The sequence below is a fragment of the Gordoniibacillus kamchatkensis genome (assembly GCF_000829455.1).
Lineage (GTDB): Bacteria > Bacillota > Bacilli > Paenibacillales > NBRC-103111 > Gordoniibacillus > Gordoniibacillus kamchatkensis.
Window position 1 is genome coordinate 65,522 of record NZ_JXAK01000005.1, and the last position, 21,970, is coordinate 87,491.

Sequence of the window (21,970 nt, forward strand, 5' to 3'; positions counted from 1 at the left end):
ACAAGAATATAAGAAGTAAACAGGGTATTCTTAAGTCAAGTGTTCGGGATGACATCTGAACGCACCAAAAGATATATGAAAACTCGGGAGGAATAAACCATGGACAACGCTCAAGTACAATTGGACTGGATAAACAAACTGGCTATTATCGAAACGATATCCAAATTTGCCTATTACGCAGACAATCGGGAATGGGAAGCATTGCAGCAGTTATTCACGAAAAAAGTGACCGTGGACTATACGTCGTTGGCAGGAGGCGAACCGGCTGCGATTCCGGCTGAAGTGTTAATGGATAGTTGGAATAAAGGGTTGACGCCTTTAAAGGCGACGCAGCATTTGATTTCGAATCATATTGTCGACCTCGAAAGCGAGCATCAGGCCATTTGCCGTGCCTACTTCCAAGCGCAGCATGAATTTCCAAACCCATTCGGAGAAAGCCGATGGACACTCGGTGGGAAATATTTGTTTCGCTTCGTGAAGGAAGACGGTCAATGGAAAATTACCGAATTGGTCATGACAGCCGTTTGGGCGAGTGGCAATCAAAATATTATGAACTTGGCCGCTCTACAACAAAAATAGGGGAAAGGGGATCAATATGGAAAATCCTGAAACCTTCAACCTGAGTTCAAGGAGATCGCATGGTAAAAAAATACTATAAATCTCGTCTAACGCAATAGCTGATCCCGTTCGAGTCCAGCAACTCGCTAGAATTCGCTCTCAAAGTCAGATTAATTACCATTCTTCTTCATTCCCTCTATCTATTACGTGCCCAGATTGAATAATCTAAGTCATAATGAATACATCTGACGGTTTTACTTCTAAATGATTCTGTATCGATTTATTCCCCCATAAGCTTGGAAGAAAAAGCTTCACCATTACTTTATATGCCGTTCCGACTTGAATCATATTCTCAACTAGATTGATAGTACAATATTCTTTGCTTATGTTAGCTAGCTTTGCCCAAACTTCAAGCAGTTGCTCACACTGAGTTTTGCGGATTTTTTCTGCCTCGCTTACATAAATGCAATTGGCATTTCTCATCCTCCTTTCAATTCACGACGCGACCCGGCCTTAGATAGTGTCTTAACTTAGGCCGGAACTGTGTGGCATTTAAAATCGGCTGTGTTTCTCTGTATTGGAAGAATTCGTTGAAATTAGCGGCAGGTTTTCCATGTAATTGGATGAAATCGTTTCAACAAGCATCAATAACAGGAGGAATTCCAGTTAAACCTCGATGGTATCGCTCCTATGTATGAACTAACCGTCTCAAGTGCATTTCCGGCGATTTGGGTTCCCCTAAATCCGCGAACCAGGAATGTTCGTACCTCTTCAAGCCGGCACACTTATTACGGTCAAGATTTCGTAGCAAACGACCGCGTAGATACGGAAGCTAATCATGCCGTAAAACAATGCTATACCCAACAATTTTATCGCACTAAAGAACTTAAACATCCCTTATCAATCAAAAAAAGTCTGCGGCAGCACAAACCGCCACAGACTTTGATCGAAGGTGCCCACTGCACTCCTGCGCCGAGTCGGAGCTCCCACTCAAATCCGCTCCGTTGCCGGCTTGCCGAGTCGGAGCCTTCCTCCAAATACTCCATTTCGCCCGGACGTGAGCTACGGCTTCCCTCCAATACGCACATGACCTCCCGTTTGCCGGGATGCAGCCTTCACCCTGAAACTTCCACTTTCTCCACCACGGCGGTCACGCCTTCGTTCTCGTCAAACTGCAGCTCCACTGTCAGCCGCCGCGGATCGAACGAATGATAGTTCGACAAATACAACACAGCGCCGTCGACCAAATCCCGCTCGGACAAGTCGAACAATCGCGAGTGCTCGCGATCCTCCACCGTACCACGGATGCCGATGCCTTCGTCGTACCGCAGTTCGGCGTTCAGCCGCTCGATCGGCACCTGGTACGTCTCCGCCACATAAACGCACGCCGCGTCGATGACGTCCTGCTCGGCGAACCATATTTTCATCGCGGCCAGCCTCCGCCCCGCGGCCCCCCGCCGCCGAACAGACGGCGGATGACGCGGTATGCCGCATACAGCAGGCCGGCCCAAATGAGCAAGCTGAGAAGCGACATGCCGAAGCCGCCTCCATAACCGCCATAGCCGCCCCAGCCGAAGCCGGCGAACGGGTTGAGCAAATGACCGAGCAGCGCCCCGGCCGCCATTCCGCCCAGGAACGTTCCTGTCCGGCCCGGGACGTACCCTGCCCCGCCGCCGGGCGTCGTCGTACGCGGCGGACGCGTTACGTCCGGCGACGGTGTGCGAGGCCCTGTCCGATAGGTGCCCCCGCCCGGCCGCGCTCCGCCGGAAAACGTTCCGCCGGGCGATCGATACGCGCCGCCCCGCAAAGCCTGCTGCTCCAACGTGCCGTCGTCCGTCTGCTGCTGCACCGTGCCGTCCTGGACAACCGGCACTGGCGGAACGATGGCCGCCGCGTCCGCTTTCAGCGCCGCAGCCGGTGCCAAAGCGAGCACCAAAGCCGCCGCCATAACCGCCCTCCGCAAACCGCCTCCTGCAGCCCCCCGCACGCAGCGCGTCACTGCATGACAGCCTTCAACCGCCCGCTCCGCTCGGCAACAACTCCCCCGGCTAGCGCCGTGCCCGTCAGCCGAGCACATCGTCGTCATCCGCCGTTTTATTCAAATGACCTGCCAAAGCCGCCACCGCGTCGTCCTGCGAATTCGTCTCGCCGTTTACGGTCACCTTCGCATCCAGCGCTTCGTCCAGCGTCTTGTCGGCGTTGCCTTTCTTGTTATAATCCCCTTGTTTTGCCATTCTCGCCATCTCAGACCTAACCTCCTTTGCTTCGAACATCATGTTGTTCCCAAGCTGCCCGAGAAAGTATGACAGCGCTGCGGATTGGGAATGTCAGTCTCCGGCTTCTTCCTGGAACACGAGTTCAAAGGCTCATGCTTACGATGGGTGAAGCGGAGAATGGGATGTGGGGCGGAGAGCTGCGGTTTTGCGCAGCAAATCTCTTTCTCGGGCAGCCTGTTTCCCTGTTATCGTTTGCCGGCCGGCTGCCGATTATCCTTCGCCGCCTGGCGCCGCTGCAGCAAAGACTTGTGCATCCAGATCGCCGCCTGCTGGCCTTCTCCCATCGCAATCGTGAGCTGCTCCGAATGGACGCCGACGTCGCCCGCGGCGAACAGACCGGGGACGGACGTCATTTTCGTGCGGGGGTCGGCGATGACGTGCTTGGATTCCATTCGCTCCGCGCCAAGCTGCCTGAACAGCTCGGTGTTCACCTCGTTGCCGCCGAACCCTGTAAAAGCCCGCTCCCCGGCGATTTCCCGTCCGTCCGACAGCCTTACTCCGGCAAACAGCCCGTCTCCCTGCACCAACACTTCCGCGATGCTGCCCGTCATAACTTCGATGCCGTCCGCCTGCAGCCTCCGTTCCAGCTGCTCGGGAATGGCCTCCGCCGGCCTCCCAAGGAAAGCGTGGTTCACAAGCGCCAGCTTGTCCGTAAAATAGCGCAGCGCCAGCGCCATCCCGGCCCCCGCTTTGCCGGAGCCAAGCACGACCGTCCGCTTGCCCCGCACCTCGTAACCGTCGCAGTCCGGGCAAATATACACGGTACGGCCCAGACAAGGCTTCAGCCCCGGCACGTCGGGCAGGCGGTCGGTCACGCCGGTAGCGATCAGCAACACGTCCGCTTCGAATTCCGCCCCCGAGCTGCCGCCCACCCGAAACCGTCCGCCCTCGAGCCGGTCCGCGCGAACCGCCTCCTCCACGCGGAACCGGACGCCATACGTTTCCGCCTGGCGGCGGCCGATCGCCCGCAGCTCTTCGCCGGCTACCCCGTCCGGATAGCCGAGCACGTTATGATAGCTGCGGCACAACGTCGAGCGGCCCGTTCCTTTATCGATCACGAGCACACTGTGCATGTATCGGCCGAGCTGAATCGACGCCTGCAAACCGGCAATTCCGCCTCCGACCACGATAGCGTCATACGTCTCCGAATCCATCCGCCGCCCTCCCTCTGGCATCAGCTTTCAGGCGTAGCCTGCCCTATCCGCACCGTTTCATACGGCAAAACGGCTCCCTTCCCGCAAAGGGAAGGGAGCCGCGCTCAATCACTCCGTCGGAAACTATATGGCTTTGCCGATACTTGGTCGCCGCAAACGCGCTCGTCTATAAGGACGGCGTAAACGGCTTATTCTTGTTACTTCGCCGCTGTCTTGTGGCTGTCGAACGATTTCTGGAACGCGTCCAGCAGCTGGTCCTTGTTCATTTTGCCGGCGATGTACGCCTGCATGCTCGCGCCGAACTCCTGCGTCGTGCCGTCCGGGAGACGAGCCCATACCCAAGGCAGTACTTTGTTGGCCTTGTTGTAATCCATAATGACGGCGGCAATGTCGCCCAAATCTTTCGGATCGGCGGAGATGTTCGTGAACGCCGGGATGAATTTGAATTCCTTCGTCATGTAGCGCTGGCCGACGTCGGACGATACCATCCAGTTCAGGAATTCCTTCGCCTCGGCTTTCACTTTCGAATCTTTGTTGATGACCCAGTTGTTCGGCACGCCGACGAACAGCTTGTCGTTCAGCGCCGGATCGTCGTTGATCGGCATCGGCAGCACGCCGAGCTTGATGTTCGGGTTGATGCCCGAAATTTGCACCTGCGTCCAATTGCCCTGCTGCATCATCGCCGTTTCGCCTTTGGCGAACTGCGTCACCTGCGTGTTGTAGTCGGTCGTGAGCGGATTTTTGGACGAATATTTCACCGTCGTGTCGAGCAGATTGAGCCAGTCTTTGAATACGGGGTTGCCCGGAATTTTTTGCGCGCCGGAGTAAAGGTCGGCTACGAATTTGGCCGGATCGGGCTGTTTGGCGAGAGCTACGTTGAAGTTATGAATGCCGAGCACCCACCATTCCTGATAGCCGTTGGAAAACGGCACGATGCCCGCAGCCTGCAGCTTGGCGCACGCCGCTTGCAGCGCCGACAGCGTTTTCGGCTCTTCGGTAATGCCCGCTTTTGCAAACAAGTCTTTATTGTACAGGAAGCCGTAGCCTTCAACGTTCATCGGCATGCCGTACAGCTTACCGTCTTTCGACATCGGCTCTTTCGCGACCGGCAGCACGTTTTTCACCCACGGCTGATCGGACAAATCTTCGAGGTGGTCCATCCACGTCGCCATCTCCTGATAGCCGCCGTTGTTGAAAATGTCGGGCTGATCGCCGGAAGCGAACTTCGCCTTCAGCGCCGCGCCGTAGTCAGCACCGCCGCCCACGGTTTCGATTTGCAGCGTGACTCCGGGATGGGAACTTTCGTATTCCGTTTTCATTTTGTTTAACGCTTCAGCGATTTCTACCTTGAATTGGAAAATTTTCAGCGTGACGTTTTTCGCCGGAGCCGCGGTGCCGCCGGCGTTCGTGCCCGCGTTCGCGCCGGCACCCCCCGTGTCTTTTTTCGCGCAGCCGGAAACGGCCAGCGAGACGGACAGGGCAGCCGTCATGGCTAACGTTAATCCCTTTTTCATGAAAAGAGCCTCCCTTTATCGTCATGTCTTGCTTAGTTTTGCAAGTTGATTATAAAAAATACACTTCTGTTTGTATTCCGATAATATTGAACAAAATGGTGTAACAAATTGACGAGTTGTCCCGAACATTAGGGAGCAGTGTCGATTATCCTTTGACGGAGCCGGCGGTAATGCCTTCGACGATGTAGCGTTGCAGCGACAGGAAGAAAATGATGATCGGCAAAATGCCGAGCACGAGCGCCGGCAGCGCCAAGTCCCACTGCTTCGTATATTGCCCGAAGAACGAGAACGTCGCGATCGGAATGGTGCGCAGCTCCGGCTTTTGCAAAATGAGCGACGGCAGCAGGAAATCGTTCCAAATCCAGAGCGAATTCAAAATGATGACCGTCACGTACATCGGCTTGAGCAGCGGCAGCACAATCCGGAAAAAGACGCCGTAAGGGCTTGTCCCGTCGACGACGGCGGACTCTTCGATCTCCACCGGGATCGATTTGATGAAGCCGTGGAACAGGAACAGCGAGAGCGGGATGCCGAAGCCGAAGTAGCATACCGTCAGCCCCCAAATGCTGTTCAATAAATGGAAATTGAACGCAACTTTCACAAGCGGTATCATGATCGATTGGAACGGAATGACCATCGCCGCTACGAACGCGGCGAACAGCAGCCGGTTGAACCGCGTATTGCGCCGCACCATCCGGTAGGCCGCCATCGAGCTGAACAGCACGATGCCGAGATTCGCCAGCACGGTAATTTGCAGTGAATTCCAGAACACGAGCGGGAACTTGGTAATTGTCCACGCCTTCGTATAGTTTTCCCAATGGAACGCTTGCGGCCAGCCTGCGGAGTTGGACAGCAAGTCGCCGAAGCTTTTGACCGAGTTGACGAACAGGAACCAGAACGGGACGAGGAATAGGAGCGCGACAAGCGCCGTCACGAGCTCGACCGCGAACAAGCGAACGCCGTAACGATTCGTTTCCATTACGCCTCGACCTCCTTGCTTTTCGTTATCCGCACTTGAATCGACGTCACAATCGCGACGATCAGGAAAAACAGCAGCGCCTTCGCCGTGCCCAGGCCGTAGCGGTTGTTCTGGAACGCCTCGTTGTAAATGTTGAGCGCGAGCGATTCCGTCGAGCGGAACGGTCCGCCCTTCGTCAGCGACAAGTTCAGGTCGAACATTTTGAACGACCAGGAAATCGCGAGGAACAAGCAGACGGTGACCGCCGGCATAATGAGCGGGAAAATGACGTTGCGCAGCATCTGGCCTACGCTCGCGCCGTCAATGCGCGCCGCTTCGATCAGCTCTTTCGGCACGTTGCTCAGAGCGGCGATATAGATGACCATCAAATACCCGGCCGCCTGCCACGTAAACACGATCACGATGCCCCAGAAGCCGGTCGTCTCGTCGCCGAGCCACGGCAGCTGGAAGAAGGGCAAATGGGTGATGTCGCCGACGGCGGCAAATCCTTTGACGAAAATGAACTGCCAGATAAAGCCGAGCAGCAAGCCTCCGATCACATTCGGCATAAAAAACACGGTGCGCAGCATGTTGCGCAGCTTCAGCGGCCGGGTGAGCAGGAACGCCAACAGGAAGCCGACTATGTTCGTAATAAGCACCCCGCGACGGTGAAGCGGACCGTAAACCAGAACGAGCGCCAAAAATCTTGATCATTCGCGAAGATCGTCTTAAAATTATCGAAGCCAACCCATGTCACTTGCCCCGACACGCCGTTCCAGCTCGTGAACGAATAGTACATGCCGAGCAAAAACGGCAGCACGACGATAATGACGAAGAAGACGAGGGCCGGACCTACGAAAACAAGCTGCTGCGAGAATTCGGACCCTTTTCTGTTCATGCTGCATTCCCTCCAACCTTGTGGTGGCCGCAGCCGCCGGTGCAAGCAGGCGTCTGCGGACGAAGTGCTTGTAGTAGTGTATAGGCTGCCCAAGAAAATATGGCTGCGCTGCGGACCTAAGAATGTGAGTCTCCGGCTTCGCCCACACTCGTGTTCCCATGAATCGATTAGAAGGTCGGAACACGAGTTCAAAGGCGCTCTCCGACTCACATTCCCATCCTCCGCTCCGCCTTCCTCGGGCACCCCCTAGTTCACCAAGTATACGAGACGTCGCGTACCGCTTACCACAGAGGATGGTGACGCATTTGGTGCAAAATATTGACCATACCGATTCGAAAGGAAGGCGGCATCCTTGCACGCATACAGCATCCGCACCCGTTTGATCGCCCTGCTCCTGATCGCGACGACCGTCCCCGTTTTGCTCTCGATGGGGATTACGTACGCCTACACGAAGGAGTCGCTGAAAAACCGCTCCGTCCGCGAGAATGCCAACCTGCTGTTCCAGGCGAAGACGAATCTGGTCGATTACATGAATACGCTCAACGAAAATTCGTTTCTTATTTACAAAGCGACGCAGCGGCAAAACTCCAATCCGCTGCTTGCCATTTTGCAGACGGGGGCCGACGATTACCAGAGCCGGGGAGAACTTTACGTCGGACTGCAAAACATTTCGCACGCCGTCAAGGAAGTGTTCCAGACGCGGCTCTATGTCGAGGCAAACAAGCTGGTGACGCTCAACGTCCACGATTCTACGAAGCGCAGCATACAGCCTGACAACGAAGTCAAATTCCCTCCCGGCGTGGAAGCTTATGTGGAAGCGTCGCATCCTAGCAGCTACTACGGGATGAAGGAGCAGTTTCCGTATTATCCCCCCGAGACGGTCATCTCCATGCATCGGCAAATCTACGACGTGCCTTCCAAAAAAGTGCTCGGCTCCCTCTCGATCGATATTAAGCCCGACGTTATCCGCACCGTGTGCGAGCAGCTCGTCACCCCCGGCCGGGAGCAAGTCTACTTGCTGGACGGACAAGGCAAAGTCGTCTTCGCCACCGGCCCGCTTCCGGACGACGGAGCGCTGACGAAAGGGCTGCAGCAGGCGATGGGCGGCGCGAAGCCCGAGTCCGGGAGCTTCGACTGGGGCAAGGCGATGCACATTTTCGAGCGGGTCGAGACGCCATACATGGACTGGGTTCTTGTCAAACGAATTCCCGACGATTTCCTGTACGGCAGCGCCCGCGAGCTGACCGGCATTCAGGTCGGCATCGCCGTCGTCTCGCTGCTCGTCATCGTCGCCGCCACGCTGTTCATTTCCGTCCGCATCACGTCGCCGCTGAAGCGGCTGATCGGCGCCATTACGAAAATCCAGAGCGGCAATCTCGACGCCAAGATCGAAGGCATCGGCTCGAAGGACGAGATCGGCGTGCTGGCGCAGCGCTTTCAGACGATGATGGAGACGATCAACAATTTGATTTTGCGCGAATACAAGCTGGAGCTGGCCAATAAAACGAACGAGCTGAAGGCGCTCCAGGCGCAGATCAACCCGCACTTTCTGAACAACGCGCTGCAATCGATCGGCACGCTGGCGCTGCAGCACGAAGCGCCGCGCATTTATTCGCTCATTTCCTCGCTGGCCAAAATGATGCGGTACAGCATGACGACGGAGGAGGCGATCGTCCCTCTCGCCAAAGAGCTGGAGCACGTGAAGGCGTATCTCGACTTGCAGCGGCACCGGTTCGAAGACCGGATCCGGCTCGTTTACGAGCTGGAGGAGCCCGCTCTCGCCGTCCGTGTGCCGAAAATGATCGTGCAGCCGATCGTCGAAAACTTTTTCAAGCACGGCTTCGCGCCGAATCGCAGCGAGCCGGGCGAGTTGATCGTACGCAGCTTCGTCCGGGACGGCATGCTGCATCTCGCCGCCCTGGACAACGGGCCGGGCATCGCACCGGACAGGCTCCCGCTGCTGCGGGCGGAGCTGAGCCGCAGCCCGAATGCCGACGAGGAAGAGGGCATCGGCCTGCGCAACGTTCTGCAGCGGCTGCGTCTCTATTACGGCGAACGGGCGTCTTTGCAGATCGATAACCGCGAGGAAGGCGGGACGCGGGTCACGCTAACGATTCCTGCCGCTTTACAACCTTTTACGCCGGAAGGGGGCGTTGCCGAATGAAGCTTTTGCTCGTCGATGACGAAAAACATGTGCGCGACGCCATGAAGCTGCTGATCGACCGCGACCGGCTCGGCGTCGAGACGGTGCTCGAGGCTTCCGACGGCCGAATGGCCATTGAGTTGATCCGGCTGGAAAAGCCGGCCGTTATCGTCACCGACATGCTGATGCCGGCGGCGTCTGGCGCTCAGCTGCTCGAATGGCTGCACGCCAACGCCCCGGAGTGCAAAACGGTCGTCGTCAGCGGCCATGACGACTTCTCGTTGGTGCGGCATACGGTGCAATACGGAGGAACCGATTATATTTTGAAGCCGATCGACCCGGAGCAGCTGAACGAAGCGCTGGCCAAAGCGGCTGCTGCTTGGCGCCGCGAAGAGGAAGTACGCCGGCGCGACAGGCAGCGCAGCATGGAAATGAACGAACTCAAGCCGGTGTATTGGGATAAGCAGCTGTCGGCGCTGCTTCAGGATCCGGGGCAATTCGGCGCGGCATGCCGCCGGCTGGAGAGCGAATTCGGCATGCCGGCGGGAGCGGCCGAAGGGCAAATCGTCTCGATCCGGCTCGATACGATGGACAAGCGGCTCAAGGATAAGTTCGGCGACAGCCAGGACCTGCTCGTGTTCTCGCTCGTCAACGTATGCAACGAATATTTGAGCAGAGCCAAGCTCGGCGTGGCGTTCCGCTTTTGGGGCGGCAACGAAATCGCGCTGCTGCTTTGGCAGCAGCTTGATCGTACGCCCCAGCTGCTGGAGGACATCAACAACGGGATGGCTCGCACGTTCCGCTGCCGGCTTCATTTCGGCGTTGGCGGGGTGAAGCATCTGCCGGCGGGGCTCGGCGATTCGCTGCAAGAAGCGCGCGAGGCGCTGCGGCAGCGCAATATGCTGCAAAAGAACGACTGGATTCACTTTGCCCCGGCCCAGCAGCCGGCGCGCCATCCGCTGTCGCTCGCAGACTTCGAAGAAAGCTTGCGCGTCGCCGTGAAGAGCGGCTCCGCTGACCAAATCCAAGCCGCGCTGCAGCCATGGTTCGATGCCGTGCGGCGGCTGGACCGCATTACGCTGGAGCAGATCGACCATTGGTGGAACGAGTATGCCGTGCTCAACACTCGCTGGCTGCAGCAATTTTTCCCGAATCCGGACGACGTGCCGCCCGAGCTGCACGCGGCTGCCGATCCGCAGCGTCTCGTCGTGGCGCTGGACGAGGACGGGCAGTTCTCGATCGCGCGCTGGCAGCAAGAGTTTACGGGCCGCTTCATGCGCTTCGCCAGCTTGCTGGCCGGCTCCCGGCATAAAGAGAAGAGCAGCATGCGCGACATCGCCAAATATATCGAGACGCACTACCGGGAAGAGCTGTCGCTGCACGACATCGCCGCCCGCTTCTTCCTCAGCCGCGAATACATTTCGCGCAAGTTCAAGCAGGAGTTCGGCGTCAATCTGTCCGATTTCCTGACCGAAATCCGCATGCGAAAAGCGAAGCTGCTGCTGCAGAACCCGAATTTGCGCATTTCCGAAGTGGCGGCGGATGTCGGATTCAGCGACGACAAATATTTCAGCAAAGTGTTCAAAAAGGCGACCGGCTTGTCTCCCGCCGAATACCGCAAGCAGCGGGACGTTTAGCGTGCGGGGCGCGCCGGCTTTGCCGGGAATGTCGCTATTTGCCGCAACCTTATGTCGTTTTGTGACGTCTGATGCATTGGTTCCCGCTGGGAAACATGGTATACTGATCGATAGATTTCTAGATTTTGAGGTGGTTTGGGAAGATGGACACGCCTATCGAGACAAGATCCGCGGAGCTGCCGCTGCCCCGCAGCAAGTCGGCGGCGAAGTCGAAGCGCAAGACGTACGTTCTCCTGCTTGCCGGATGGCTCGTCCTTATCGGCGTCGGGGTAACGGGCGCGAAGCTGTATACGGATCATGTGAAAGCGCAAATCGCGCAGGACATCGCCTCCCAGACGCAGAAGCAGCTGCAATCGGTGCAGGAGGATTACCAGAAGCAGGTGGCCCAGCTGAAAGAGAGCGTCAGCGCGGACATGACGCAGCTGCAGACGAAGGTGGATACGCTCAACGAGCTGCTGGCGTTCGTCAAAGACAGCGCATCGAACAAGACAGACAACAGCAATCAGCTGTACACCCAGCTCGGCGACGTGAAGAAAAAACTGGACGAGCTGAAGTCCAATCTCGATATGCTGAAATAACGGATGTGAACGATAGTGAATCACGTGCAGCAGTTGAACCGCCTTTTCCTGCTCGCCTGCGCCCCGTTCATCGGAGCGCTATTCTGGATGCTGGCGATGCAGACGCATATTTCGCTGCCGTCTCTGGCCGGCTCTCCTCCGGGCGGCGTCGCGGCTGCCGGCGGCATTCCGTCCGCCACAGCCGCCGCTTCGCAGCTCGACAAAGCGCGGGCCAGCGCCGGAGAGACGAAGAGCGTCATCGAAAAATTTTATCAAATTTACGAGCAGAGCACGGCGATTACCGGCGACATGCTGAAAGTTGCCGCCGTTCAGGCAGCGCGTCCGGCCGCCATATACGATCAGCGCATCTTGGCCAAGCTGGGCCAGCCGATCCGCTCGGCGTCGTCCGCCAATATCGACCTGAAGCTGTTCAATTTTGGCGACGACAACTATAACGGCTACGCGCTCAAAGTGAATTTGAAGAGCGATAAAGCGATGAAGCTGGTGCTCGGCAAAGACAAATTCGGGTCGGCGGAAACGACGCTTTCCGCCGCTAGCCGTTACGGTGCCGTGGCCGGCGTGAACGCCGGCGGCTTCGCCGACGACAGCAGGGGGCGCTTCCCTCTCGATACGACGATCGTCGGCGGCAAATACGTCAACGGCTTTTTCCCGAGCCGGGACGGGACAGCGTTCGTCGGCTTGTCGACGGGCCGCAAGCTGATCGGCGGCAATTTTTCCAGCCAGGCCGATCTCGACAAGCTAAGCCCGGCGTTCGGCGCAACGTTCGTGCCGGTGCTGCTGAAGAACGGCGACAAGCAGCCGATCCCGTCCCAATGGCAAACGTCGCCCGCCCGCGCGGCGCGCACCGTCGTCGGCAGCTTTAAGCACGATCAGCTGCTGTTCGTCGTCACGAACGGCAACGACGAGAGCGGCAATTCCGGGGCAACGCTCGCCGAGCTGCAAGCCAGGTTGCAACGGCTCGGCATCAAGGACGCCTACAATTTGGACGGCGGCGGATCATCGTCGCTCATCTTCGACGGCCAAGTGATCAACCGGCCTTCCGACGGCAAGCTGCGCCCGCTGCCGACGCACTTTTTATTTTTCCGCTGAGCGGCGGCTTCCTGGCACAAAGTTCACACTTTCGCCGTTTTCTTTTGCCTGCCGCTTGGGTATAATAGGGGTAGTCTTGTGACCGAATCAGAAAGTATAACCATCTTCGAATTGCTTCCTACCGGATATCGGAATACAACAGGAGGTGCGCCTCATGTCCGCTGCATTTTGGCTGACGATCTTTACGTCCGCAATGTTTCTCGTTGCGATCTGGACGGCTGCTTATAACGACGATAAGACTAAGGGTCTGTAACAGGGATATAAAAGCTCCCGCATGAAAAACGCCTCCATAAAGCTGTTGTCGCCATCCCTATTGGGATGGTTGACCGCAAGCTTTATGGAGGCGTTTTGTCGTATTGGTACCGGTCCAGGCGCACTGGCGGATGAAAACCGGTCGGAAACCGGTGCCCGCCGCATTCGGCCCGCTTGTCCGCGATTGCATAACAACGCGCCGTTTTGGCAAAAGATAAGAGGAAAAGGAAGCTACCGGAATGAACACGCTGCATAACCATCAAGAAACGCTCGACTGGCTGTTTGAACAGCTCGGCGAGTCGGCGGACATCGAGTATCACGAGAGCGAATCGCACGGCAATGAAGGCCAGCTGCTGTTCGTCAAAAGCATGGTCGACGACAAGAAAGTTCAAACATCCATATTGGTGCCTTTTTACAACTTGGACGGTTTGGAGCAATTTGTTGCGTACCTTTACAACCTTCCGTCCGTAAAGCTGTTTGTGTCGCGCGACAATACGTTGGACCTCATTCTCGACGGCCACGCCGCGCTTTTTTTCGGCAAACATATGTATCTTGTCGATGTCAAGCTGGTGAAAAACGAGCAAATTTCGGAAATTTCCGTCGAACCTACGCTGCAAGGCCCAACCAACTCGCTAAGCGAAAATATTATGGTGAATCTCAACGTTTTGCGGGGCCGTTACAGCCGGCCCTCGTTAAAAGTGGAGTACTGGGCGGTTGGCACCATGTCCAAAACGCGCCTCGCTCTCGTGTACGACGAACAGCTTGTGAATCCGAATACGCTCATGAAAGTGAAGGAAGCGCTCAATCAAATTCAGACCGACGTCATTCAAGCGGCAGGAGAGCTGCAGCGGTTATTAACGAAAACGAAAAAAGGCTTGTTTCCCACAATGATCGTTACGGAAAGGCCCGACCGCGTCGTCTACAATTTGTCCCACGGGAAAATCGCCTTTCTTTTGCAGGGAACGCCGTTTGCTCTAATCGCCCCTGCGGTGTTTTACGACTTTATGTCCTCCATGGACGACTTTTACGTCCCGTACTGGGTCAGCCGCTTTCTGGTGTTCATCCGCTACATCGGCTTGTTGGCCACGATCAGTTTGGCGTCCCTTTACGTGCTCGTTACGTCGTTTAACCCTGAGATGGTGAGAGTCCAGCTTGCGCTGTCGATTGCCGGAAGCAGGGCCCCTGTCCCCTACCCGTCTTACTTTGAAGTCGCGTTCATGCTGCTGATGATGGAGCTGCTGACGGAAGCAAGTTTGCGCCTTCCGAAATCGATCGGTTCGACGGCGACGACCGTCGGAGGCCTCATTTTGGGGCAAGCCGCGACACAGGCCGGCCTTGTCAGCAACATTATGATCATCGTCGTGGCCGCCGTAGCGATTTCCAACTATGTCGTCCCGATTATGGAAATGAGCTACGGGATTCGGGTGGCCAAGTACGGAATTCTCGTTATTACTTCTCTCTTCGGCTTAATGGGGCTCGTTGCCGGCCTGCTCGCACTGCTGGCTTACATAGTCCGGTTGGACAGCTTCGGGGAGCCGTATTTCAAGCTGTTTATCGAGAAGCCGGAAAAAGCCCATAAAGCTTCGAGGGGGAAAAATAACAGCGGAGGAGCATGAACCGTTGAATCGTTACTTCTACTACATGGTTCTGAATAACATGCTCGTCAACGTGCTCGCTCTAGTGCCGAGAATATTGATCAGGGAGCGGTTCGACGGCGCCGTGATGGCGCTCTTCTGGGCTGCGGCGATAGGCACTGCGTTCATGTATGCGTTCACGAAATCGATAGAAAAATTTCCGCGGCAAGGCCTTCCCGAAATTTTGGGCTGTATCATGCCGGTATGGCTGAAAAGCTGCATCCTGGTCGGCTATTTATTCGTTTGGCAATCGGCGGGCATCATTACGATGCTGTATTTTGCCGATTTGACGAGGCAATTTATCAATCCCGATATTCCGAATCTGGTCTTGATCTGTTTATATTCGGTTATCGTCGTCTGGATAGCCCAATTTCCGTCCATCAAAGTTTTATATTTATTGGAGATGATCATCGTTTTATGCGTGCCGCTCATCGCCTTTATTTTGTTTAAATCGTTTTTCAATAAAGGCATGCAGTGGGACGGGGTTTTCGCGGTCGCCATGTTTTACGACAAATGGCCTACCTGGAGCGCGGTTGCGGCGGCCACTTATATTTTTACCGGATATACGAACATGGCAGTGTTCAACCGGGTATTTCCAAACTTTCGGCCGAAGCTGCTTTGGCTCGGCGGCTTGTTGGGGTTCGCCATCGAGCTCACGACGATGTTTCTTCCCATCGGCATGCTGGGAGCGGATGCCGTAGGCCGATACGTGTTTGCCTGGATGAGCACGGCGGATTCGATGCGGATCGAGCTCGGCTTTATCGAGCGGGTGATGTACATATTTATTTTTTTTATACGGCGCACTTGCGTTTGTCAGCATGACTTTGCATTGGCACGTCGCTATGGAATTGACGAAAAGTCTGGTTCCGACAGAGCGGCTGCCAATGCGCTTTCGAGGCTGGGTACCGTGGGGCTTCGCCATCCTCTTTGTCACGGAAGCTCTTGTGGCAGCCAGCTCGATTAACGAGAAAAGATTGTTCCAATGGGGAGAAATATGGCTGGATATCAGGCTCGTGCTGGAACTGTCGCTCGTCATTGTAACGGTTTATGCGGCAAGGAGGTTGAAGGCACCGTAACCAAGTTTGGAAAAATTGCCGTTTTGGCGCTCATCGCCGTGTCGCTCGTCATCCCTTCGGGATGCGGCTTTAAAGATATCGACAAAAGATTTTTTGTCGTGAGCGTCGGCATCGACAAGCCTCGGGATCCAAACAAAAAATTCAAGGTGGAGCTCAAGCTGGCGATTCCAAGCGGGCAGGAGAGGTTCGGTTCCAACAAATACATCATCGTTTCCGTTGAGAGCAATACGTTAACGGAAGCGGTGCGTCTAGCCAAATCGAAGGTGGACAAGGAACTGGATTTCGGCCATGCGAAAGCGATCGTATTCGGCAACGATCTGTTCGACGAAGGTACGACACTGCCGGAAGTCATGGATTGGATCGCCCGCCGCCGGGACATTCAAATGATCTCGTGGATGGGAATCGGAAAACCTGATGCGCTCGGAGTGCTCAGTTCCAATCCGCAATCGGAGAGGCTGCCGTCGAATATGCTGTTTATGATTTTTGGCCAAACCGGTACGGAGACGGCCTATATCGTGTCGGAATATTTGTTCGACTTTTACCGGCGCATGAACGAAAGAGGCCTGGATCCCATTTTGCCCATAATCGAAACTAGAGACAAGGACCAGCTGTCCGTCAATACGATGACCGTATTTAACAAAGAGAGGCGAGTTCTCGATTTACAGCCGCGGGAGACGCTGATTTTAAACAATTTTTACCAGGGGCTGAGCAAGACCGAAATATTGGTCAAATCCGGCGACATCGACCTGGTGCTTTCCGCCGCTAAGGTGAAGAGCAACTTTACGATAACCGGGGCCGACTCCGATAAACCGGTGATTCACACCATCACGAACGTTACTGCATCTATAGAAGAATCGAAAACGCCGGTCAGCTTGGATGACTTGCCGAAGTATGAAAAAGCGGCGGAGCAGCTGATCGAGCAGCGTGTCGCCGCCTTGTTCAAAAAGCTGCAAAAGGCCGGCGTGGATCCGGTCGGATTCGGCCTTCGATACCGCGCGACCCATCGGGTAGGGCAAAAGGAATGGGACCGGTGGACGGCCGTATATCCGAATATTGAATTTGAAACAAAAAGCGAATGTGAGAATATTGGGAACGGGGATTGTGGATAGCGGGAGAATGCAAAAGCCGCCCGGCCTCTTGTGGAGATCCCGGGCGGTTCTGTTACAGTCCGAGCATGAATTGCATGATTTTGTCGTGCAGACCGGGCAGCTGCTCGTGGGCGAAGTCGGGGTACACCTCAAGCCGCTTCGGTGCGGTAATTTTGTTGTATGCGGCAAATTGCGAGGACGGCGGGCAAACCGTATCCATCAGGCCGACTCCCAACATCACTTCGCCGCGAATGCGGGATGCAAGGTATTGAATGTCGATATAGCCAAGCTTCGTGAACAGCTCGTCTTCGCGTTCGTGCTGCGGGTCGAAATGGCGGAAATACGTGCGCAGCTCCTGGTAAGCGTCCTTCGCCAAATCCATTTCCCATACCCGCTTGTAATCGCTCAGGAAAGGGTACACGGGCGCCAGCCGCTTGATGCGCGGCTCGAGCGCGGCGCAGGCGATCGTCAGCGCTCCTCCTTGCGACCAGCCGGTCGCGCCGACGCGCGTTTCGTCCACTTCCGGCATATTCATCACGATTCCGGCCAGCTGCGCCGTATCGAGGAAAATGTGGCGGAACAGCAAGTTGTCCGGATCTTCGCTCAGACCGCGAATAATATGCCCGTGATGCGTCGTGCCTTTCACCCCGCCCGTATCTTCGGACAAGCCGCCTTGGCCGCGGCAGTCCATCGCGGCGAACGAAAATCCGAGCGCCGCGTACGCTATTTTATCGTGCCAGTCGCCGCTGTGGCCGGTGTAGCCGTGGAAATGCACGACGGCCGGATGCTTGCCCGCGGAATGCTTCGGCCGGATGTACTTGGCATGAATGCGGGCTCCGCGCACGCCGGTAAAATACAGATCGAAGCATTCCGCGAAAGGCACCTGAAACTTGCTCGGCACGAGCTCCACCTGCGGATCCGTAGCGCGCATTTCCTGCAGCGCCCGCTGCCAATAAGCGTCGTGATCGGCCGGGCAGGGGTTGATCCCTTTGTATTGCAGCAGCTTCTCAAGCGGCATGTCGACCAATGGCATATCCCGATATCTCCCTTCGCTTGTTCCCTATTTGGCGTAAGAGCAAGGAAAAAGCACCGCAGGCCGGCAACCTCTCGCGCCGCCTATAGTGCTCTTCCCGCCCCCTGTTTGTCTGTATCCGGGCACTGCCTACGCTTTTTCTTTGTACGCATTCATTTCGGTAAGACAGTTCGCGCAAATGTGACGCTCTTTGAATTCCGATACCTGCTCCATGTTGCCGCAAAAGACGCACTTCGGACGATATCGCTCAAGAATGATATGGTCCCCTTGCACTAAAATTTCCACCGGGTCGCCTTCGTTCATCTGATAGCGCTTGCGCAGCGACTTGGGCAGTACGATTCGCCCCAATTGGTCCACTTTTCTTACAACGCCTGCCGGCTTCATCATCGGCTGTTCCCCCCCGTTCCTCGCCACGTGAAATATTGTCGATCTGCATCGATAGTCCTATCTTTGTACTGTATTCGTCGCAGGCGGGAAAAATCCTTCCAAGCGCGGGCCCGGAGTTGCAAAATATGTTATGATAAATATTCCAGCATCATTGTCATTATGAAAAGTCGGTTATTATCGAAGCAAAGGGATGTTCCCATATGGCTAATAACGAAATTATGATATGCCCGGTTTGTCATCAAGGTCTCAAGGTTAACGGTAATTCGTATGTTTGCAGCAATAAGCATACGTTTGATATCGCCTCTAAAGGATATGTCAATTTATTGTTGTCCCATCAAAAAAACAGCAAGGAACCCGGGGATAACAAACAAATGGTTCTGGCAAGAAACGCATTTCTTAATACGGGTTATTATCAGAGGCTTTCTGAAACAATAAACGGTATCGTCGTGGACTATATGAAGTCTGGGAAACAATTGAAAAGTGCCAATATATTAGATGCCGGTTGCGGAGAAGGCTATTATAGCGACTCATTGGACAAAGCATTGAAAACTGACGGGATCGAGGCCAACTTATTTGGAATCGACATATCCAAAGATGCCGTAAAGCTTGCCGCTACAAGGAACAAAACGATTTGTTTTGCCATCGCAAGCACCTACCATATTCCGATAGCCGCCAATACGATCGACTGCCTTTTGCAGCTGTTCTCGCCATACAGCAATCATGAGTTTGACCGCGTCATGAAAAAGGATAGCATCCTCATTTCCGTCATCCCCGGTCAACATCATCTCTTCGGCTTGAAAAAATTACTTTACGAAAATCCATATGCAAACGATGAACAAGAGCATCCGCTCGTATCGTTCGAACCGATCGGCAAACTGCAGCTGCAATACGATATCGTTATCGAAGACGCCGAAACGATTAAAAATTTGCTTATGATGACCCCGTATTATTGGCGCACCAACCTTCAAAAGATACAGAAACTGTATGAAATCGATAGACTGGAAACGCCTGTCGATTTTGTCATCACAACCTATGCCAAGAAACGGTGACCCCGCTACGTGAAAACGGCCCTGTCGCATCCATGCCGACAGAGCCGTTTTCCCGTAAGAGGTGTTCGGCGCGTCACGTTAGCCCCGGAAAGCCCGTCTGCCTAAGCGCCTCGTATAAAATGATCGCCGCCGAATTGGACAAATTGAGCGACCGAACCGCGCTTGTGTCCATCGGCAGCCGCATAAGCGAATCCGGGTGGGCGGCGAGAATATCCGGCGCCAGCCCCTTCGTTTCTTTGCCGAATACGAGGAAGTCGCCGTCGCGGAACTCGTAATCCGTATATCGTTTCGTCGCTTTGGTCGTGGCCAGAAAAAATCTTGCCCCGCTGTACCGCTCCTTCACCTCGGCGAACGAATCGTGGTACTCCAGCTTCACCGACGGCCAATAATCGAGTCCGGCCCGTTTGAGCGTCCGGTCGTCCGTATTGAAGCCGAGCGGCCGCACCAGATGCAGCCACGTTCCTGTTGCGGCGCATGTGCGCGATATGTTGCCGGTGTTGGCCGGAATTTCCGGCTCCACCAATACGATGTGAAACGCCATCTCGATCTCGTCACCTCTAGCGTATATCCTATTACACGGGAGCCGCGAAAGCAATTTTACATCCCGTTTACTTCATCTTAATATGTCTCTGACCGACGTTTTGCATAATGGAGGTACGCCCGAAGCCCGAACTAAAGGAGACGTCCGCCATGCCGAAGAAAAAAATATTAGTCGTAGACGACGAACCGTCGATCTCGATGCTCATCGAATTCAACCTGAAGCTGGCCGGCTACGAAGTGCACTGCGTGTACGACGGCGAAGCCGTGTTCGGCGCCTGCAGCAATTCCGCCCCGATCTCATCGTGCTTGACCTTATGCTGCCGAAGATGGACGGGCTGCAAGTGTGCCGCAAGCTGCGCGAGCAAAACAACCTCGTCCCGATCATTATGCTGACGGCGATGCAGGATTTGTCCGACAAAATCGCCGGGCTCGATAACGGCGCCGACGATTATATGACGAAGCCGTTCTCGCCGCAGGAGCTGATTTCCCGCATTCAAGCGATCATGCGCCGCATTCAGGCGCTGCCGGCCAGCTCCGCCGAAGCCCCGGTCGTCATCGGCGATATCACGATCCGCCCGGACAACCGCGAAGTGTCGGTCAAAAACGTTCCGGTCGAGCTGACGCCGAAAGAATTTGAGCTGATGATGTTTCTGTGCAAGCACCGCGGCAAAGTGCTCAGCCGCCAGCAGCTGCTGCACGGGGTATGGGATTACCATTTCCTCGGGGATACGCGCATCGTCGACGTGCACATCAGCCATTTGCGCGACAAGCTCGAAGAGAACGCCCGCAACCCGGAATATATCGTGACCGTCCGCAACGTCGGCTACAAGCTGGCCGAACCGGCCGCGAAACAGTCGTTAGCCCAAGGTTAATCGGCTTACGCCGCCTGTTTGCGCTTGCGCGTTTACCGTAAAAGTCGCGAAAATGGGGCCCCGCAGCAGCATGATGCGGGGCCCCATTTTTGTTGAAGCAGCCGTTATCCGTTGCGCTGCCGGAAATCGTCCATGAACTCGGCCAGCGCCTTGCACGCTTCGTACGTTACCGCATTGTAAGTCGAGGCGCGCAAACCGCCGACGCTGCGGTGGCCTTTCAGGCCGACGAACCCTTGCTGCTCCGACTCCTTCGCGAACCGCTTTTCCAGCTCTTCCGAGGCCAGGCGGAACGTAATGTTCATGCGCGAACGGCTGTCCGGCTGGGCGACACCGCGGTAAAAGCCGCCGCTGCGGTCGATGGCGCCGTAGATCAGATCCGTCTTCTCGGCGTTGCGCTGTTCGATCGCCGCGAGCCCGCCTTGATCACGCAGCCATTGAAGCACCAGATTCATCATATATACCGAATAGACCGGAGGCGTATTGTAGAGCGAGTCGTTGCCGGCATGCGTATCGTAACGGAGCATCGTCGCTACGCTTTTCGGCGATTCCTGCACGAGCTCGTCGCGCGCGATGACGACCGTGACGCCGGACGGACCGAGGTTTTTTTGCGCTCCGGCATAAATAAGCCCGAATTTCGAAACATCCACCGGCCGGGACAAAATGTCGCTCGACATATCGGCGATAAGCGGCACTCCGCTCAGAGTCGGGAATTCCTTGAACTGGATGCCCCCGATCGTTTCGTTCGACGTAATATGAACATACGCCGTGTCCGGTTCGACGACGATGTCGCTAAGGCTGGGAATGCGCGTGAACTTGTCCGCTTCGGAGCTGGCGGCAGCGTATGCGTTGCCGAACAGCTTGGCTTCCTTATACGCTTTGTCGGCCCACGAACCGGTCAACACGTAGCCGGCCTTCTTGCCCGCCGGAAGCAGGTTCATCGGCACCATGGCGAACTGCGTGCTGGCGCCGCCTTGCAGGAACAGCACCTTGTAGCTTGAGGCACCCCGAACAGCTCGCGGATAAGCGCCTGCGTCTCGCTGTGGACAGCTTCATATTCGGCGCTGCGGTGGGAAATTTCCATTAGCGACATGCCGATTCCGTTGTATTCGACCAGCTCTTGCGCGGCTCGCTGCAGCACTTCCAGCGGAAGCGCGGCGGGACCCGCGTTGAAATTGAATGCCCGATTTCCCATATCGTTCAGCTCCACCTTTGTCTGTGTATTAGAAGTATGATA

20 protein-coding genes and 3 pseudogenes are annotated in these 21,970 nt (G+C 55.7%); 11 read left to right on the forward strand and 12 right to left on the reverse strand.

Features of this window, described 5'->3' with window-relative positions; all coding sequences use genetic code 11:
* Positions 1–99 precede the first annotated feature (99 nt).
* Positions 100–579: a nuclear transport factor 2 family protein gene (locus SD70_RS04345; protein ID WP_041046011.1), complete on the forward strand. Its 480-nt coding sequence runs from the start codon at positions 100–102 to the stop codon at positions 577–579.
* Positions 580–783: 204 nt separating this feature from the next.
* Here SD70_RS04345 and SD70_RS04350 read toward each other — a convergent pair whose 3' ends face one another.
* The 8 genes and pseudogenes from SD70_RS04350 to SD70_RS04385 form a co-directional block, all read right to left on the reverse strand.
* Complete coding sequence (locus tag SD70_RS04350) at positions 784–1,041, reverse strand: hypothetical protein (RefSeq protein WP_041046013.1); 258 nt, start codon at positions 1,039–1,041, stop codon at positions 784–786.
* Between the two features lie 632 nt (positions 1,042–1,673).
* Complete coding sequence (locus SD70_RS04355) at positions 1,674–1,985, reverse strand: DUF2653 family protein (protein ID WP_041046015.1); 312 nt, start codon at positions 1,983–1,985, stop codon at positions 1,674–1,676.
* On the reverse strand, positions 1,982–2,506 hold the full coding sequence (locus tag SD70_RS04360; RefSeq protein WP_041046016.1) for a hypothetical protein: 525 nt from the start codon (positions 2,504–2,506) through the stop codon (positions 1,982–1,984). Before SD70_RS04360 ends, SD70_RS04355 begins: the two co-directional genes overlap by 4 nt.
* Before the next feature lie 115 nt (positions 2,507–2,621).
* Entirely contained in the window at positions 2,622–2,801 is a 180-nt protein-coding gene (locus SD70_RS04365) for a hypothetical protein (protein ID WP_041046019.1), read from the reverse strand.
* Between the two features lie 218 nt (positions 2,802–3,019).
* Positions 3,020–3,988 (reverse strand): NAD(P)/FAD-dependent oxidoreductase, encoded by a 969-nt coding sequence (locus tag SD70_RS04370; RefSeq protein WP_041046021.1) that lies wholly within the window; start codon positions 3,986–3,988, stop codon positions 3,020–3,022.
* A gap of 197 nt (positions 3,989–4,185) precedes the next feature.
* A complete protein-coding gene (locus tag SD70_RS04375; protein ID WP_041046023.1) occupies positions 4,186–5,502 on the reverse strand; it encodes an ABC transporter substrate-binding protein in 1,317 nt (438 codons plus the stop codon).
* A 145-nt stretch (positions 5,503–5,647) separates the two neighbouring features.
* The gene (locus tag SD70_RS04380) at positions 5,648–6,481 is read right to left on the reverse strand and encodes a carbohydrate ABC transporter permease (RefSeq protein ID WP_041046025.1); all 834 of its coding nucleotides are present in this window, start codon (positions 6,479–6,481) and stop codon (positions 5,648–5,650) included.
* A pseudogene (locus tag SD70_RS04385) lies at positions 6,481–7,358 on the reverse strand (carbohydrate ABC transporter permease). The gene SD70_RS04380 and the pseudogene SD70_RS04385 overlap by 1 nt, the downstream one beginning before the upstream one ends.
* A 352-nt stretch (positions 7,359–7,710) precedes the next feature.
* Between SD70_RS04385 and SD70_RS04390 the strand changes: the two are divergent.
* From SD70_RS04390 to SD70_RS04420, 8 genes are all read left to right on the forward strand, one after another.
* Positions 7,711–9,522: a cache domain-containing sensor histidine kinase gene (locus tag SD70_RS04390; RefSeq protein WP_041046027.1), complete on the forward strand. Its 1,812-nt coding sequence runs from the start codon at positions 7,711–7,713 to the stop codon at positions 9,520–9,522.
* Complete coding sequence (locus SD70_RS04395) at positions 9,519–11,138, forward strand: helix-turn-helix domain-containing protein (protein ID WP_041046029.1); 1,620 nt, start codon at positions 9,519–9,521, stop codon at positions 11,136–11,138. The genes SD70_RS04390 and SD70_RS04395 overlap by 4 nt, the downstream gene beginning before the upstream one ends.
* Positions 11,139–11,281: 143 nt before the next feature.
* Positions 11,282–11,716 (forward strand): hypothetical protein, encoded by a 435-nt coding sequence (locus SD70_RS04400; protein ID WP_041046031.1) that lies wholly within the window; start codon positions 11,282–11,284, stop codon positions 11,714–11,716.
* Positions 11,717–11,731: 15 nt separating this feature from the next.
* On the forward strand, positions 11,732–12,805 hold the full coding sequence (locus SD70_RS04405; protein WP_041046033.1) for a phosphodiester glycosidase family protein: 1,074 nt from the start codon (positions 11,732–11,734) through the stop codon (positions 12,803–12,805).
* 491 nt (positions 12,806–13,296) lie between these two features.
* On the forward strand, positions 13,297–14,673 hold the full coding sequence (locus tag SD70_RS04410) for a spore germination protein (RefSeq protein ID WP_041046035.1): 1,377 nt from the start codon (positions 13,297–13,299) through the stop codon (positions 14,671–14,673).
* Between the two features lie 4 nt (positions 14,674–14,677).
* Positions 14,678–15,655: a GerAB/ArcD/ProY family transporter gene (locus SD70_RS04415; RefSeq protein WP_041046037.1), complete on the forward strand. Its 978-nt coding sequence runs from the start codon at positions 14,678–14,680 to the stop codon at positions 15,653–15,655.
* Positions 15,636–15,767 carry a hypothetical protein gene (locus SD70_RS39125; protein ID WP_269432415.1) on the forward strand — a complete coding sequence of 44 codons (132 nt, stop codon included), beginning with the start codon at positions 15,636–15,638 and terminating at the stop codon, positions 15,765–15,767. Before SD70_RS04415 ends, SD70_RS39125 begins: the two co-directional genes overlap by 20 nt.
* A 23-nt stretch (positions 15,768–15,790) precedes the next feature.
* Positions 15,791–16,876 (forward strand): Ger(x)C family spore germination protein, encoded by a 1,086-nt coding sequence (locus tag SD70_RS04420; RefSeq protein ID WP_052487040.1) that lies wholly within the window; start codon positions 15,791–15,793, stop codon positions 16,874–16,876.
* A gap of 52 nt (positions 16,877–16,928) precedes the next feature.
* Here SD70_RS04420 and SD70_RS04425 read toward each other — a convergent pair whose 3' ends face one another.
* Positions 16,929–17,888, reverse strand: a complete 960-nt coding sequence (locus SD70_RS04425; protein ID WP_041046039.1) for an acetylxylan esterase — start codon at positions 17,886–17,888, stop codon at positions 16,929–16,931.
* Between the two features lie 129 nt (positions 17,889–18,017).
* Entirely contained in the window at positions 18,018–18,272 is a 255-nt protein-coding gene (locus SD70_RS04430; protein ID WP_082053137.1) for an AbrB/MazE/SpoVT family DNA-binding domain-containing protein, read from the reverse strand.
* A 203-nt stretch (positions 18,273–18,475) separates the two neighbouring features.
* Between SD70_RS04430 and SD70_RS04435 the strand changes: the two genes are divergently transcribed.
* Positions 18,476–19,324 carry a putative RNA methyltransferase gene (locus SD70_RS04435; RefSeq protein ID WP_041046043.1) on the forward strand — a complete coding sequence of 283 codons (849 nt, stop codon included), beginning with the start codon at positions 18,476–18,478 and terminating at the stop codon, positions 19,322–19,324.
* A gap of 73 nt (positions 19,325–19,397) precedes the next feature.
* Here the strand turns inward: SD70_RS04435 and SD70_RS04440 are convergent, their stop codons facing one another.
* The gene (locus tag SD70_RS04440; protein WP_041046045.1) at positions 19,398–19,865 is read right to left on the reverse strand and encodes a tRNA (cytidine(34)-2'-O)-methyltransferase; all 468 of its coding nucleotides are present in this window, start codon (positions 19,863–19,865) and stop codon (positions 19,398–19,400) included.
* Between the two features lie 149 nt (positions 19,866–20,014).
* Here SD70_RS04440 and SD70_RS04445 point away from each other — a divergent pair.
* Positions 20,015–20,736: pseudogene (locus SD70_RS04445) on the forward strand (response regulator transcription factor).
* Positions 20,737–20,840: 104 nt separating this feature from the next.
* Here the strand turns inward: SD70_RS04445 and serC are convergent.
* Positions 20,841–21,928, reverse strand: a pseudogene (gene serC / locus SD70_RS04450) (3-phosphoserine/phosphohydroxythreonine transaminase).
* Between the last annotated feature and the right edge of the window lie 42 nt (positions 21,929–21,970).